The sequence below is a fragment of the Bacillus sp. FJAT-14266 genome (assembly GCF_001719225.1).
GTDB classification, from domain to species: domain Bacteria; phylum Bacillota; class Bacilli; order Bacillales; family Bacillaceae; genus Bacillus; species Bacillus subtilis.
The window spans coordinates 1,645,991-1,660,761 of sequence record NZ_CP017072.1 but is presented as its reverse complement, the minus strand read 5'-3'; the positions used below and the strand labels follow the sequence as shown (position 1 = coordinate 1,660,761).

Sequence of the window (14,771 nt, the reverse complement as noted above, 5' to 3'; positions counted from 1 at the left end):
GTCATTTTATACATCCTTCCTTTCATGAATGAATATGATGAACAAATCATAAACCCTATAGCAGCTATAGGGTCAAGGGTTAGTTATTTTTTAGCACTCTTAATTCTGTAAGGAAGTTTTCTTCTCTTAATGAGTTATAGTCGATTGGAAGAGAAACTTGATATACTTTTCCATCCGTTTGGATGCCGTGAGATTCAATATATTGATAAAGCTTTTGATAATACTCATCATAATTTTTTGCAGACCAATTAAATGCAATACATACATATTCACCAGATGGGATCGTATCTAACCTCATGTTTTTTTCTCCTATGTCTATTTTTTTCCCACTGCAAACAGTCGTATAAATACTATTGCAATAAATTTCACGAGAATCCTTATAGGGCTTGAAATCATAAATGAATCCATAATAGTTATCTATTACATCCCCTATTTTTTCGACAACGTCAGCCAGCTTTCTGTAATACAAATCGGATTGATTATGAGGATTAACTTGAGGCGTCTCTACTTTTAATATTGTTTGTTTATCTATATACCGAAAATAAACGAAACCTTCATCTTTTTTACTGCATATTTCTAATTGTTCATTAAGCTGTTTTCGTCTCCTATGAAGTAATTGACGAGCACGTTCGAGCTTTTCCATTTCTTGCACAATAACGCTTTCTTTCTCCTCAAGAAAGTATTGCATATCTTCTGGGGTGCAAGTATATGAGCTGAAACGCTTAATTTCTTCTAGAGGTGTCCTAATATATTTTAGATACTTGATAACATCTAAATAAAAGAACTGTTTGACATGATAATACCGATAACCATTATCCTGATCTGTATAATAAGGCTTGAAAATTCCGATCCTATCATAATAGCGCAATGTTTGAATTGAGATGTTATTTAGACGGGCTGTTTCGCCAATTGTAAAATATTCCTTCATCCATCTCATCCTTTCGTCTTAGCTCTAAGAATTCTTTCTTCACTATACACGGTTACCTTCAAAATCTTAACTGAGCAATCTTGAGAGCAATCTGTTATCTTCTTTTTCGTTTTCTTAAAAAGATCCGCCAAGAAATGATCTTTCCAGTTTCATAACAATTGCATGTTAAGCAGGAAAAGTATTGACCCTATCGTCACAACAGGGTTTATGATTTGTTACGCAACTTTAAAATAGTTGGAAAAAGGAGGGGGAGTGTCTGTCAGAAGATGTTTAAAGTATCCACTGTAGTCGTGGCTGAGTTTATGAGGCAAGTCATTCAAGACTGACAGGCATAGATGATGTAAATGGGTCAGGTCGTTACATATAATTGAACTTTTTAAAAAGCTTAATCCTTAAAAAGATTAAGCTTTTTTCCTTTCCAATGCTCACCTTATAGATTCCATATCAAGACGCAAGGCTCTTATAGCACTTCAAGGCTTTACATATTACATCCCCTCTCCCTCGGGCCTGTCGCATACTTGGTTTTAGTTAACATGTAGCTTTGTGTTATCATATCGTATATGTCTTTATCTGAGACAGTTCCGTCAAGAATGATAGAATTCCAATGCTCTTTATTGAGATGAAATGCTGGAACGACCGAAGTGTATTTCTGTCTCCAAAAATCGAGAAAACCGGGTTCACACTTCACATTGATCCAAATATAATCATTTTTTTTAAATATCCACGCAAACACCTTTCTGTTTTCTATGTGTCGCATTAACGTCCAATTTTTATCACGAAACGGGTAATCTTCATATACATTTTTAAAGCTCAAACAATAATCAATTGCTTCCTCTCTATTTTTCATTGCTTGCCTCTCCTTCTACATATAAATAACTGCCTAAAGTTTTTTCTTTAGCAATTGATTTCCTCTACTTTATTTAACAATAATGAATATGTGAATAAAAGAACTATGATTAACAATTTGCAGATCGGGCAGTAAATTAAAAATTCAGTTGCTTTTTTCTGAAAGCTACTTTAGCTATTCGGGCGCATTGGACAAACAGAGGCTTTCGTTGGTACCCCTGCCTTTCTTCGGCAATCCTCTAGCCTGTTTACCGGCATCATCAACCGATAAACATAAACAAGCTGGCAGCAATAAGCACCAGCTTGAAACATATTCTTTATGAAGTGGCTCCCCCAACTGATCAATTGCCCCTTGTTGGATGCCAACATTCATTGCAGAACGCCGTACTTTCAGAGAGGAAAATGCCGCATATTTTGATATCGCAGAAATCAGGCTACAGTGTAATTGACGGTCTTGGTCCACTTACCAATGTATATCGAATGAAGGCGGGGGCGACGACAACGATTAACAGGGTCCCGGCAAATGCCACGATGAAAAAATATAATGATAAAGGAACCAATTCCGGCAGCACGAGCTCCAGTCTCGGCAGCATCGTGAGTTTGGTCAATACGTTACGCGGACCCTATTCTTCAACGAACCCGGCTAAGGGATATTTTCACTTTGTTAATGCAATAACGTTGTTTTATTAATGTTTTGTTTATTTTTTAGGAGTCAATGAAAAAGAAGTTACCGCTGGCGGAGAGAGAAAACAGACAAAAAGCTGCTGGCGAAGAGTCAGCAGCTAACACAGGAGCATTTAAGCATTTCACCTCTATAAAGGACAGGCGCCATTTTCCACATTGATAAATGGCTGTTGCAGAACAGCTTTATGATAAAAGAACACCATACTTCATAGAGTAATCATCATTTAATGAGCCATCATCTCATGGGCAATATCGTGTCCATCCATTTTTGACGGGTAGTAGGTAGGCCAATTTTTGACTTCATCAAGTAAAGCTTCACGGTCGTCCCCCCAATAGAGATGATAATGACTAGCTTTAGTCGGGTAAATACTATGATCACTAAACTGAATATACTGAGGCAGCTCTTCTGCTTTTTTAGCTAGTTTGAATATGTATCTTACCCCTCTATTGCCCGCATCATAGGTGAGAATTTCGTACCCGTCATACGTATACTTACCAGAATATTCTTTTCCATTTTTGAAGAACGTTACAGTATCTTTCTGGATTACAATACGGTCAACATCTGTTTGATAGCCTTTTTTATAATACTCTTTATATTCTTCAGCTGTCTTGCCGCCTTCGTGTTCTGATTTATATGAAAACACTTCGTCAAGAGTACCATCTTGCAGGTATGGATATACAGATTGCCAATCTCCTTCCCAATCAGAAAGTAAGCGATCCTTTACTTGGCTGTTTTTAAAATAGCCTTCATATATTTTTTCTGTTTCTTCATCATGCGCATGACTATGATCGTGAGAATGTTCTTGTGTATGACTGTCAGATGTTTGCTCTTGCGTTTTGGAAGAGTCTTCTTCAACTGCTGAGGATGATGTTGTTTGATTAGACTCACCTGCAGAAGAACCGGAAGTCTGACATCCTGCCAATACGAGTAATGAACCAATCGTTAATATGCCTAGCCGCTTTGAAAATAAAATGTTCATTCCAACACTCCTTTTTATTAAATCGAAAACATTACGATTTATATTATACATACATCTCTTGCAAACATCAAAGGGAAAATGCTCTTCATGCGGATGGACTATTTTAAAGGAATAACTGACTTTGTTCATCAGTTATTCCTTTAAAATACGAAAGTCTACGATATTTCCATATCGATCCGCTTCAATATTACAGCACCCCTCAAGCAGCTGTTTTAATTTTCCCCGTCCGCGTTGTACCCTTGATTTTGCTCCTGAGTAAGAAATGCCGAGCTTTTCACTCAACTCTTTCTGTGATAACCCCTGAAATTCAGTTAACTCGAGCGCCTCTCGATACTTTTCAGGCAACCGTTTGATGGTCGATCGAATACACACAGTTGCTTCCTTGGTGAAATTTTCTTCCTCTGCACGGTTATTAAAATGTAGATCATCAGGCAATATTTCGCTTGTTTTTTTTGTACGGTAAAAATCAATAATCGTATTTCTAGTGATCCGATAAATCCAGCTGTCGATCTTTTGTTCATCGATCAGATTTGGGAGATGCACTTGTATTTTCATAAATACGATTTGCAAGAGGTCATCAACGATAGATTGATCGTTAACCCTTTGTGAAATATATGTTTTTAACGGCTGATGAAATTGATCCCATAGATCCTCTATATTCATTTGAAAAAACCTCCTATAATTTTGCGTCTGCTTTACATTTGCTTCGTCTTTTTAATCGTAACAAAGAGCGAAACAATTGTTGAATCAATTGTATTGCAGCTGTTGCAAAAAATAATGATAAAGGAGAGGTTTGTTGTGGAGTATACCTATTTAGGGAGAACAGGATTGCGGGTGAGCCGTTTATGTTTAGGCACGATGAATTTTGGAGTTGATACAGACGAAAAGACTGCGTTCCGTATCATGGATGAAGCGCTTGATAACGGCATCCAATTTTTTGATACTGCCAATATTTACGGCTGGGGCAAAAACGCAGGATTGACAGAGAGCATCATTGGAAAATGGTTTGCACAAGGAGGACAGCGCCGCGAGAAAGTTGTTCTGGCGACAAAAGTATATGAACCGATTTCTGATCCGAATGACGGGCCAAATGATATGAGGGGCTTGTCTCTATACAAAATCAGACGTCACCTGGAAGGATCACTGAAGCGGCTTCAGACAGATCATATCGAATTGTACCAAATGCATCATATCGATAGGCGGACACCGTGGGATGAGATATGGGAAGCTTTTGAGACTCAGGTTCGCTCCGGCAAAGTAGACTATATTGGATCCAGTAATTTTGCAGGCTGGCATTTAGTTAAAGCGCAAGCTGAAGCTGAAAAACGGCGATTCATGGGACTCGTCACTGAACAGCATAAGTATAGTTTATTAGAACGAACAGCTGAGATGGAAGTGCTGCCGGCTGCACGGGATCTTGGTTTAGGAGTAGTGGCGTGGAGTCCCCTTGCAGGAGGGCTTCTTGGCGGGAAGGCATTGAAAAGCAATGCCGGAACTCGTACAGCAAAAAGAGCAGATTTAATTGAAAAACATCGTTTGCAACTCGAGAAATTTTCAGATTTATGCAAAGAACTAGGAGAAAAAGAAGCAAATGTGGCTTTGGCATGGGTGCTGGCAAATCCAGTTTTAACTGCGCCGATCATCGGACCACGAACGGTTGAGCAGCTGCGTGATACGATAAAAGCCGTTGAAATCAGTCTGGATAAGGAGATTCTCCGCATGTTAAATGATATCTTTCCCGGACCTGGAGGAGAGACACCTGAGGCATACGCCTGGTGATACATTCATTACTCAATACTGACATTTTTCTTAAATATTTATACTGAACTATCATATTAGGAAAGACAAGAGCTTGTTTGTCTCTTGTCTTTTCCACATCATGCTGAAAATGCTGGCTAAACATCGACAAAAATGCTGCCGCTTCTAAAAAAGAACCCTAAACAATAGAGTAACTGGAGAGACAACTGGCTTGATCAGCTTGGGACCCCTTTCAGCTGTATTTAAATCAATCAAACTAATGATTCATTGGCAGTCTAAATATTATTATTGTATCTTTACAAAATAGTAATAGCCCCTGTAATGATTGCTAACAACGTAATAACTAATGATGTAATTACAGCCCACTTAACGGCAAACCTTTGAAATGACCCCAAGTCCATTTTAAGCATGCTTACTAGCAATACTGTTGACGCAACCAATGGACTCATCAGATGAACCGGCTGCCCCATTATAGAAGCCCTTGCAATTTCTACTGGTTCTATACCATATGCTGAGGCAGCTTCTGCAAAGATAGGTACCATACCAAAGTAATATGCATCATTTGATAAAACAAAAGTAAACGGAATACTAGTGAGTGCTACAATAACGGGGAAAAACCCTCCCATTGATGAGGGAATAACGGATATTAATGATCCTGCTATGGCATCCACCATCTTTGTCCCGGATAATATACCAGCAAATACTCCTGCTGAAAATACCAATAATACTACAGTTATGGCATTACCAGAATGCTCGGCGATTCGCTCCTTCTGCATTTTTACATTCGGATAATTTATAGTAAGGGCAAGAACAAAACCAATTAAAAATAAAACTGACGGATGCTTAGTTCCAAGCACAATAAACACCATGATACTTATAACGAGGAATAAATTAAGATATATTAAGCGTGGTCTTTTCAATTGCTCGCTCTCCAAACTAGCAGCCATATAAGATTGAGAGCTGTCCTTTGTTATATGTCTAGGCTTTAATTGAACGATGCCTATTCGATTCCTCTCTTTCCTTCCCATTAGAAAAGCCAGAAATATCACACAAGCAATACCTCCAAGCATGGTCGGAAGTAATGGCACAAAAAAATCTGAAGGATCCAAACCCAGCACTGAAATCGCTCTTGTAGCTGGTCCGCCCCATGGAGTCATTCCGCTAACGATACTCAACGACAGCATTGCTAATGTCGCCATAACCATGGGATTCATACCAATTCTTTTATACAAAGGTAACATTGCTGAGACTGTTATCATATAGGTTGTTGTACCGTCCCCATCTAAAGCGATAAGCATTGCCAAGACGGCAGACCCTATCGCTATTTTCACAGGGTCTCCCTTTACTATAGATAAAATTTTTTCTATTAGCGGATCAAATAAACCTGCATCAATTAAAATTCCGAAAAAAAGAATAGCAAACAATAGCAATGCCGCTGAACTTGCAACTGTTTGAATTCCTTCTAAAATCATGTCGCCAATACCCTTACCAAAACCTCCAATAAGAGCAAAAACAATGGGAGTGATGGTCAAGGCAACAATAGGCGAGACTTTCTTTGTCATTATTAATATTGTAAAAACAGTTACCATCGAAAAACCTAAAATAGTAAGCATATTACACCTCCAAGAATGCGCTTTCAAATGACTTTTGATTAACATATCTTATACGGTGTAATAAGTTAAATAAATATTTTTTTACTGTGTTTCAAAAAAAATTCTATCATAACTTTAAATGGTTACCATTTGTTCACCCTTTAAAAAATCAATGAATGCTTTAACGAGTTTGATTCCTAATGATTTTTGATCGTACATTAGCCAAGTATCTCTCATTAGAGGCTTACCCTTAGCATTATACAGTTCCATTGTGTACAAATGATCAGATTCCTGCAGGCAAATTTCTGGTGCTATGGAGTAACCAAGACCATGCTTTACCATCTCTTTGCAAGTCTCTTGTCGATCCACTTCCATTGCAATAATGGGGGCTTGTTTTAGATTCGTATGCATCCAATCTTCTATAATCGTTTTTAAAGAAGCATCCGTTTTATATTTGATAAAAGGTAAAAAAGGAAGCTGCTCTATCGTTATTGGTTTTTTTGAGATGATATGTAATTTTTCCCGTGTCAGCCGTTCCTCCACCCCTTTCCAGCGATGGCTTCCTCTCAGTATACCGACTTGTACAATACCAGCATCTAATAATTTCATGACATCTGTGCTCCAGCCTGTTTGTACACTATATTGGACATTAGGATACATAGTGGAAAATTCCCTTAATAACTTAGGGAGCTTATATTGAGCGAAATTGCTTGATACCCCCAGCCTTAGATGTCCTTGCACCTCTTTGCTTAGATTAGAGATATGATCTTTGGTATCTTGAAGTTCCTGTAGCATTCTTCTTGCATAAGCAACCAAGTGTTCTCCTTCCGCAGTAAAGGTAATTCCTTTATGCCTTTTGGTGAATAATTCAATTCCGAAAATCTCCTCAATCTTATTCAACCGATAAGTGATGGAAGGCTGTGATGTAAATAATCGTTCTGCTGTTTTTGTTACACTTTGTTCTTCGTGAAGAATTTTCAATAAAATCCAATCTTTCTCATCCATTTTCATCTTCCTTTCTAGTCCTTCTTTCACAATTATAAAAGTTTTTTTATCGAATATTAAGAAAACTTATATTTTATTTTTATTTTTTTACCTTCTACACTAAAAAACATAAAAAATACTACCTTTAAGATGAGGATGATGACGATGGTCAAGACGAATGTAACAATCATGAGAGGCGGAACAAGCAAAGGCGTTTTTTTCCACGAATCAGCCATGCCTAACAATAAAAACGAATGGGAGCCCTTTTTGCTTGATGTCATGGGAAGTCCTGATAAAAGACAAATAGATGGTTTGGGTGGCGGTAATTCCCTTACTAGTAAAGTGGCAATAATAAAGAAAGCATATACTTCGGATATTGATGTTCACTATACTTTCGGTCAAGTCAGCATTTCGGAAGAAAAGGTGGACTTTAAGGGGAACTGCGGAAATATCTCCGCTGCTGTTGGTCCATTTGCTATCGAAGAAGGACTTGTAAAAGCGACAGAACCAATGACTGCGGTAAGGATCCTGAATACCAATACGAATAAAATGATCATTGCGGAAGTGGAAGTGGAAGACGGTCAGGTCAAATATGACGGAGATGTTACGATATCTGGAGTGCCTGGATCTGGATCTCCAATCTATTTAAACTTTCATGATGCCGCTGGTTCAGTTACCGGTCATTTATTGCCTACTGGAAATAGTTCGGAGTTTTTAGATACAAGTCAAGGCCAAATAGAGGTGTCTATTATCGACTATGCAAATCCATTAGTTTTTGTGGAAGCCAGCAGTATCGGCCTGGAGGGAACGGAACTTGCAGAAGAATTTACTGATTTACAGTTGGCTCAATTTGAAGAATTAAGATCCATTGCGGCAGAGAAATGCGGCTTTGCTAGTCGATTTTCAGCTACAAAGTTATCGCCGGCTGTCCCCAAACTGGCTATAGTAGCAAAACCAGAGAAATATAAAGATAGTACAGGTGCTTGGCATTCAAGCGTTGAGATGGACTTACACATCAGGATGATGTCCATGCAAAAGCCACATCAAGCACTGGCTGTCACTGGAGCGATATGTACAACAAGAGCCCTTTCAGTGGAAGGTGCAATCCCTGCAAGAATAGCAAAAAACCACTCTACAAAGGTTCGGCTAGCTCATTCTTCTGGTATTATTGAAACAATGGTGGAGCCCACTGGTATAAAGATCGTCCGTACCGCACGACGTATTATGGACGGAACAGTTTATACGCATGGAGACTATCAAATGATGTAGATGGACTGTGCAAAAAGCCTCCCCCTTTCCATCGTTAATAGATGGATTGAATGCGCCTTCTTGCACAGATCCATTGTAATCTTGCATGGCTTTAAAAAAGCCTCTATATTGTATTTTATGAAATCGCCAAGGTCCTTTCATGTATCTGCCTCAAGCATGACATAATCATTATAGAGAAAATTGAATACTTTTTACTGCAAATAAAAAGATACCAACATCATTGGTATCTTTTAGATTGAGTTCATCTGCAGCGGTTTCTTTTCCTCACTGCTTATTTGATTACAAAATTACCGTACTCGTTTGAACGAACATGAATCGGTCCGTTTAGATTATAGTTGTTCTCCTTGGCGATAGAGCGAAGCACGTCCACACGGGCAACTGATTCTCTCCATTCGTCACGGGTGTCATGATTGGCCGGATTCATCAGATCGTCATAGCGTACGTCCAAGAATTTATTCAACCACTTCTTCTCGTCTATTCCGTCTTTAGGTGATCCGCCCGCTTTTTTGTTCGTACGTTTAATCAAGGCATAAAAAGAGTCAGGGTCATCACCATCGCCATGCTGAATAACCGTATCGTACATCACAGCTCTAGCCAATGCTGTTTTTAGTCCGGCATTATCCGATCGTTTCATGGCAGGCTGATAATACAAATGGTCATTTACTTTGTCTTGAGCGGCGCGAAATTCCTTATCATTTGCAAGCGACTTCCAGGCAGAAGCGAATCCCTTGAGATTGCTTGTATCATCGCTTTCTTCCTTGGCCAGACGGCGCAATTCAGTCAGATACTTTTTCAGTTTGTTATTCGGAACTGCCTTTGTGTATACTTCTACTACTTCCAATGCATCCCCGGTAGCCGTTGTAAAGCCCGCCCGTCCGCATGTATAGCCTCGCCCGTCATCCAATCGCTCTACATATCCATATTGGATCTCCGTTGTGCCGTTTTCAAAGATACTTGTCAGCTGTTCCGCCCGGCGCTTTTGATCTTTATTCAGTCCCGCCGCAAAAACCGTTTCGCTCATCATCAGGGTAAAAAACATGGTGAAAACAAGTAATGAGATCGCTGCTTTTTTCCAAAAATCTGCTTTTTGCATACTGATTTTCATTTTACTTCCCCTTTCTAAATATTGTAAATACAGACTCAGTATACATGATGAAACTGCCCTATTGTTGAAAATACATCAATTTGTAAATATTTTGAATCTAAAGTAATATAGCTTGAATCTTACTCTTTTCATTGCCAATCAGCCTTAGCCCCTCTCACTGGGAAGGTCCCTTTCATACTGCTTCAACTTTCATTAACAAGATGCCATAGGCTTTACTCTATTTTATAATGGAAGTGATCATCGAAAATCGTTAGGGAGGTGATGTAAATGGCAAGCAAGATGAGAATGCCAGATTCCGCAACGTCCCATGCAAAGCCTACTATTGGGAAGGCGATACTTTGCATGGGGTAGACTTTCTAAAAGATCGCCCAAGTAAGCTTTTCTGATATAGTGGCTTTGCACCTTATTTGACATAAAAAAATAAGGAGCTGGCAGAAATGGCATATGTAAAAGCAACCGCTATTTTACCTGAAAAGCTGATATCGGAAATTCAAAAGTATGTTCAAGGAAAAACAATATATATCCCTAAACCTGAATCCTCTCATCAAAAATGGGGTGCGTGTTCAGGAACAAGAAAGCTGATCGATGACAGAAACGCTTCTATTAAAAAAGCATTTAAAAACGGCAAAACCATTCATCAATTATCTGATGAATATCACCTCTCTATTGAAACAATAAAAAAAATTGTCTACTCTAAATAAACAAAACGGAAGCACTGATAAAAAATAATCAGTGCTTTTTATATGGCGAGTTTGTTTCTTAGTTATTTCCTGCATATGATACCATTGGCCAATTGTGTAAAGTTAAGGGAGATGAGAAGAAAGGAAGGTCCTACAAATGACGATAAACAATGGAACGTTGCAAGTACCCGGCGCGAACATCCACTATCAGGTGCGTGGCTCAGGTCCAATCATTCTTTTGGTCCACGGCGGAGGCGGTGATGCCGACAAGTTCCATCATGTTGCCAATCATCTGGCTAACTGGTACTCGGTTGTTACTTACGATCGCCGCGGCCATTCCCGCAGCAATCTCGCCAATCAGATTGAGGATTACCGTGTGGAAACACACAGTGACGATGCTCACCGTCTTCTAGCCAAAATCACCAATAAGCCGGCCTATGTATTTGGAAGCAGCTCCGGGGCTGTTATCGGGCTTGATCTGTGCATACGCCATCCCGAACAAGTACATGTCATGATCCCACACGAACCAATCTTATTGCAGCTTCTGCATGGAAATGAGCTGAAACAAGCCGAGCAATTCATGGAAGACCTTAAGAAAAATCATCAAAGTGAAGTCATTAAGTTCATGTCAAGATTAGAGACAGACGAACAATCAAAGGCTGTGCTGACAAAGCGGCTTCTCGGCAATTCAACGTATTTCACTGAGTATGAAATTCAAGGAATTCTCAGCTATACATTAGATTTCGAAGCATTAAAAACTGTGTTTACATCTTCACCGATGAAGATACTCCCAGCTGGCGGAAGTGCTTCTCGGGAGCTTTTTCCTTATCGTTGCGCGAACGCCCTAGCGGAACAATTGGAAACAGAATTTGTTGAATTCCCCGGAAATCATACGGGGTACACAATGTACCATAAAGAATTTTCTGAGAGGTTACACGACATGTTAGAAAAAGAAAATAAACATACGTGTTCAAAATAGGACAGGTAAAACTAACTATGGAATTGGAGAAGATTTCACGAAGCGTAAAAAGAACTTTTCACTAACGAGAACGCAATGTGAGATGTTTAACCAAAGTGATATTAGGGATTTCATCGAAAAATAGGTTTGTACATTACGTTCTCCTATTGATTATTTCCTATCTTAATTCCGTATTTTATACCATTAGATACAACTCTAAAGCGGCTCGTTATTTTGTCCTCAACAACAACCAGTGTCTAACATCATGAATCTCTTTTGAAAATCACCACAAATGCAGGTATGGAAGACTTCATCGCAGCAAAAACCATACCAACTATTGTTGTTGGTATGGTTCGTCCTAGATAGGCCCTTAAGAAGAGATTCTATTGTACGGAGTATTTAGCTAATTGCATTTGTAACCGACAGGGCCGTCTGAACCTGTGTACACATATGTGTCAGACACATATCCAATATTCACGACACCCCGGGAATCTTTCCACTGGATTTGGTCCCAGATATTACTCGTTCCATACTTCCCTGTAACAGTCGTTCCATAAGCGTAACAATAATAAGGAACACGGGAGCCACTCGGAATGGAAAGCATAATAGGATAATTTGTACCAGGACCGCTGCGCATATTGACAGGCGCACCGCTGCTTGTTGAGACAGTAAAGTACTGCACGGCAAGTGCCTGACTGGAAAAAATGAATAAAGATGCAATCATCACGGTTAACATACTCAGCATTTTCAGTTTAGTCAATGTCATCCCTCTTTCTTCAATTCCTTCATTTTAAGAAACGATAGAACAATGCTACCAGCTGCATTTAGGAACAACCGGACCGTCTGAGCCTGTATACATATATGTATCAGAGACAAATCCAGGAACGATCTCCCCGCTGGCAAGCGTCCGCTCTGTGTAATTCCAAATGTTACTCGTTCCATACTTTCCAGTTACAGTTGTACCGGTTTTGTAGCAATAGATCGGGATGCGGGTTCCGCTCGGAATAGTCGTTACAATTCCCCAACTTGTACCTGGGCCGCTGCGCATATTGACAGGAGCACCGCTGCTTGTTGAAACCGTATAATACTGAGCTGCAAGTGCATGGCTAGAAAAAATGAACACAGATGCAATCATCACCGTTAGCATACTTAGCCTCTTTAGCTTATTCACCTTATACCCTCCCCTTATAAATGCCGTACGTTTGACTTTCTTACATCCAGTTAAGGATTTACTTTCAGATACCATGCCCCCTCCCCTCTCATATATTTATCAATGTACCATAAACTAGATCTTTCAAAAGTGGAATTATTCCTATGTTTTCGACAATTAAGGATACAAAATAAATGGTAGTCAGGCTTGATATTGATGGTGTGTTACATTTGGCATTTGTCCAGTCGGTAATCACGATTGACAATCAGGAAAAAGGACATGGATCAAGCGGTTTCGTGTCCACCAATTAACTCAATCAGTGTACTTCTGCCTTGTATCCACGCTTCTTCTCGATTCATAGATACTCCACCTTTTTCACCAATCAAAAACGGACACCAAACAAATCAGCGTAAATGCTGCAAGTTCAGTGTCCGCAACCTATTATGACTTTGCTTTCTTTTACCAGGGCGTATAAAAATGATTAGGTACGTTATCAAACGTTATATTCTATGATTTTGCGAGTCGAAAAATCATAACATTTTATATATTTCAATCAGATTATGATCTGGATCTCTGAAGTGAGCAACTCGGGCACTCCATTCCTTGCGATCATGCGGTTTATTTACACATTTAACTCCTTTTTCGTGTAAATCGTCATATGTTTTATCAACATCTTCTACCTTAAACTGAAGCAAAAATTTTGATTGAGCTTCTCCTTCCAACGATTTTTTTTCCTCTCCAACGATTTCAGCCATCGTTTCACGAGATAAAAGCTCTATTTTCGTTTCCCCATTATCAAAGAGTGCATATTCCATTTCATTCTCTAACCAACTTATTGGAAGTCCTAATGAATCTTTGTAAAACTCCACGCTTTTCTTAAAATCATTCACCAACAGTCTAATTTGTAACAGCTTCATATCGAGTGCCTCCTATAAAACCATACTTTTTACTGGTCATCCAATTTAATGATACAAAAGGAAACCTGACAGCACTATGTCAAGTTTCCATAAATAAATTTCCTACTTCACCTTTATTTCAGATTTAAGTGCAGTTTATTCCATGTCATAAGAAATGTACGCTAACGAGCAAAAACAGCGATTCTTAAAACAAAAAATGATACCGAGTGTATTTTCTGTATGCTTCAACTTCATTTCGGGAAATGTAACGTTGATAAAGGAGGTTACATCAATATGGATCATCAAACATTGGCAGCTCACGAGGCTGTTGACTTACATGAAATCGTGAACTTTAAAACACTTTGTATAGCGAAATCAAAGTTAATGCAAGGACTTGTGTTTGACCAAGAACTGAAGGACTTGATGCAAAAAGATGTACAGCAATCCATTCAAGACCTTACTGAATTACAAGCGGTTTATGAGCGTGCCTCATTTCAGGCCCCTGTCCCTCAAAGCCGCCCAACGCCAATCATCAATTGAAAGGAAGGTAAGCCTCTTTGAATAATGATCATTTAGACCCCATTAATTCGCTGAATGTGCCTGAACTAGCAGACACTACATTCGCGATGGATTTTCTTATACGAGCTAAGGAAGGCGTAAGGAATACTGCTGTAGCTTTGACAGAAACCGCTTCACCAGATGTAAGAGCCTTGCTGCGGAAACAGCTGATGCAAGGAATTGCAATGCACCAAGAGATTACGGAACTGATGATCAGCAAAAAATGGTTCCATCCATATGAGCTGAGCGAACAGTATAAGCTGGATCAGCTCTCTGCAAAAAACACGATCATGGTCGGCAATATGAACCTCTTCCCTGATGAAACAAATCGTAAAGGGATGTTTGACCGGACACCTGATGAACACTAACACTGGAGGTTTTAC

At 39.2% G+C, this 14,771-nt stretch carries 18 protein-coding genes and 1 pseudogene; 8 read left to right on the top strand and 11 right to left on the bottom strand.

Annotated elements, in window-relative coordinates; translation table 11 throughout:
• Positions 1–79: 79 nt before the first annotated feature.
• Both BGM23_RS08560 and BGM23_RS08555 read right to left on the bottom strand, forming a co-directional pair.
• On the bottom strand, positions 80–928 hold the full coding sequence (locus BGM23_RS08560; protein WP_015714382.1) for a MerR family transcriptional regulator: 849 nt from the start codon (positions 926–928) through the stop codon (positions 80–82).
• Positions 929–1,406: 478 nt separating this feature from the next.
• Positions 1,407–1,775 carry an MmcQ/YjbR family DNA-binding protein gene (locus BGM23_RS08555; protein ID WP_029727161.1) on the bottom strand — a complete coding sequence of 123 codons (369 nt, stop codon included), beginning with the start codon at positions 1,773–1,775 and terminating at the stop codon, positions 1,407–1,409.
• A 370-nt stretch (positions 1,776–2,145) separates the two neighbouring features.
• Between BGM23_RS08555 and BGM23_RS08550 the strand changes: the two are divergent.
• Positions 2,146–2,437 (top strand): annotated as a pseudogene (locus BGM23_RS08550) (phospholipid phosphatase); the annotation flags it as partial.
• Between the two features lie 52 nt (positions 2,438–2,489).
• Positions 2,490–2,618: a hypothetical protein gene (locus BGM23_RS22300; RefSeq protein ID WP_015714385.1), complete on the top strand. Its 129-nt coding sequence runs from the start codon at positions 2,490–2,492 to the stop codon at positions 2,616–2,618.
• 64 nt (positions 2,619–2,682) lie between these two features.
• Here BGM23_RS22300 and BGM23_RS08545 read toward each other — a convergent pair whose 3' ends face one another.
• Together BGM23_RS08545 and sigZ are read right to left on the bottom strand one after the other, a co-directional pair.
• Positions 2,683–3,438: a metal-binding protein ZinT gene (locus BGM23_RS08545; RefSeq protein WP_029727159.1), complete on the bottom strand. Its 756-nt coding sequence runs from the start codon at positions 3,436–3,438 to the stop codon at positions 2,683–2,685.
• Positions 3,439–3,570: 132 nt separating this feature from the next.
• Complete coding sequence (gene sigZ / locus BGM23_RS08540) at positions 3,571–4,101, bottom strand: RNA polymerase sigma factor SigZ (protein WP_029727158.1); 531 nt, start codon at positions 4,099–4,101, stop codon at positions 3,571–3,573.
• A gap of 135 nt (positions 4,102–4,236) precedes the next feature.
• On the opposite strand from sigZ, the gene BGM23_RS08535 reads away from it, so the two are divergent.
• The gene (locus BGM23_RS08535; protein ID WP_004398762.1) at positions 4,237–5,217 is read left to right on the top strand and encodes an aldo/keto reductase; all 981 of its coding nucleotides are present in this window, start codon (positions 4,237–4,239) and stop codon (positions 5,215–5,217) included.
• A gap of 275 nt (positions 5,218–5,492) precedes the next feature.
• Here BGM23_RS08535 and BGM23_RS08530 read toward each other — a convergent pair whose 3' ends face one another.
• Positions 5,493–6,809 (bottom strand): citrate:proton symporter, encoded by a 1,317-nt coding sequence (locus BGM23_RS08530; protein WP_029727157.1) that lies wholly within the window; start codon positions 6,807–6,809, stop codon positions 5,493–5,495.
• 114 nt (positions 6,810–6,923) lie between these two features.
• Entirely contained in the window at positions 6,924–7,793 is an 870-nt protein-coding gene (locus BGM23_RS08525; protein ID WP_015251604.1) for a LysR family transcriptional regulator, read from the bottom strand.
• 144 nt (positions 7,794–7,937) lie between these two features.
• Between BGM23_RS08525 and BGM23_RS08520 the strand changes: the two genes are divergently transcribed.
• On the top strand, positions 7,938–9,041 hold the full coding sequence (locus BGM23_RS08520) for a 2-methylaconitate cis-trans isomerase PrpF family protein (protein WP_017696050.1): 1,104 nt from the start codon (positions 7,938–7,940) through the stop codon (positions 9,039–9,041).
• A gap of 271 nt (positions 9,042–9,312) precedes the next feature.
• Here BGM23_RS08520 and csn read toward each other — a convergent pair whose 3' ends face one another.
• Positions 9,313–10,146 carry a chitosanase gene (gene csn, locus BGM23_RS08515; RefSeq protein ID WP_029727156.1) on the bottom strand — a complete coding sequence of 278 codons (834 nt, stop codon included), beginning with the start codon at positions 10,144–10,146 and terminating at the stop codon, positions 9,313–9,315.
• 437 nt (positions 10,147–10,583) lie between these two features.
• Here csn and BGM23_RS08510 point away from each other — a divergent pair, with 437 nt between their 5' ends.
• Positions 10,584–10,847, top strand: a complete 264-nt coding sequence (locus tag BGM23_RS08510) for a CD3324 family protein (protein WP_003229850.1) — start codon at positions 10,584–10,586, stop codon at positions 10,845–10,847.
• 136 nt (positions 10,848–10,983) lie between these two features.
• Entirely contained in the window at positions 10,984–11,805 is an 822-nt protein-coding gene (locus BGM23_RS08505) for an alpha/beta fold hydrolase (RefSeq protein WP_029727155.1), read from the top strand.
• A gap of 382 nt (positions 11,806–12,187) precedes the next feature.
• Here the strand turns inward: BGM23_RS08505 and BGM23_RS08500 are convergent, their stop codons facing one another.
• The 4 genes from BGM23_RS08500 to BGM23_RS08490 all read right to left on the bottom strand — a co-directional run bounded on the left by BGM23_RS08500 (position 12,188) and on the right by BGM23_RS08490 (position 13,851).
• Entirely contained in the window at positions 12,188–12,544 is a 357-nt protein-coding gene (locus tag BGM23_RS08500) for an SH3 domain-containing protein (RefSeq protein ID WP_004398671.1), read from the bottom strand.
• A 51-nt stretch (positions 12,545–12,595) separates the two neighbouring features.
• Entirely contained in the window at positions 12,596–12,955 is a 360-nt protein-coding gene (locus BGM23_RS08495; protein ID WP_004399021.1) for an SH3 domain-containing protein, read from the bottom strand.
• 263 nt (positions 12,956–13,218) lie between these two features.
• Entirely contained in the window at positions 13,219–13,320 is a 102-nt protein-coding gene (locus BGM23_RS21805; RefSeq protein WP_121572432.1) for a hypothetical protein, read from the bottom strand.
• Between the two features lie 144 nt (positions 13,321–13,464).
• Positions 13,465–13,851 carry a VOC family protein gene (locus tag BGM23_RS08490; RefSeq protein WP_015251599.1) on the bottom strand — a complete coding sequence of 129 codons (387 nt, stop codon included), beginning with the start codon at positions 13,849–13,851 and terminating at the stop codon, positions 13,465–13,467.
• A gap of 273 nt (positions 13,852–14,124) precedes the next feature.
• Here BGM23_RS08490 and BGM23_RS08485 point away from each other — a divergent pair, with 273 nt between their 5' ends.
• Positions 14,125–14,370: a hypothetical protein gene (locus BGM23_RS08485; protein WP_014477469.1), complete on the top strand. Its 246-nt coding sequence runs from the start codon at positions 14,125–14,127 to the stop codon at positions 14,368–14,370.
• 17 nt (positions 14,371–14,387) lie between these two features.
• The gene (locus tag BGM23_RS08480; protein ID WP_009967868.1) at positions 14,388–14,756 is read left to right on the top strand and encodes a spore coat protein; all 369 of its coding nucleotides are present in this window, start codon (positions 14,388–14,390) and stop codon (positions 14,754–14,756) included.
• Positions 14,757–14,771: the final 15 nt, after the last annotated feature.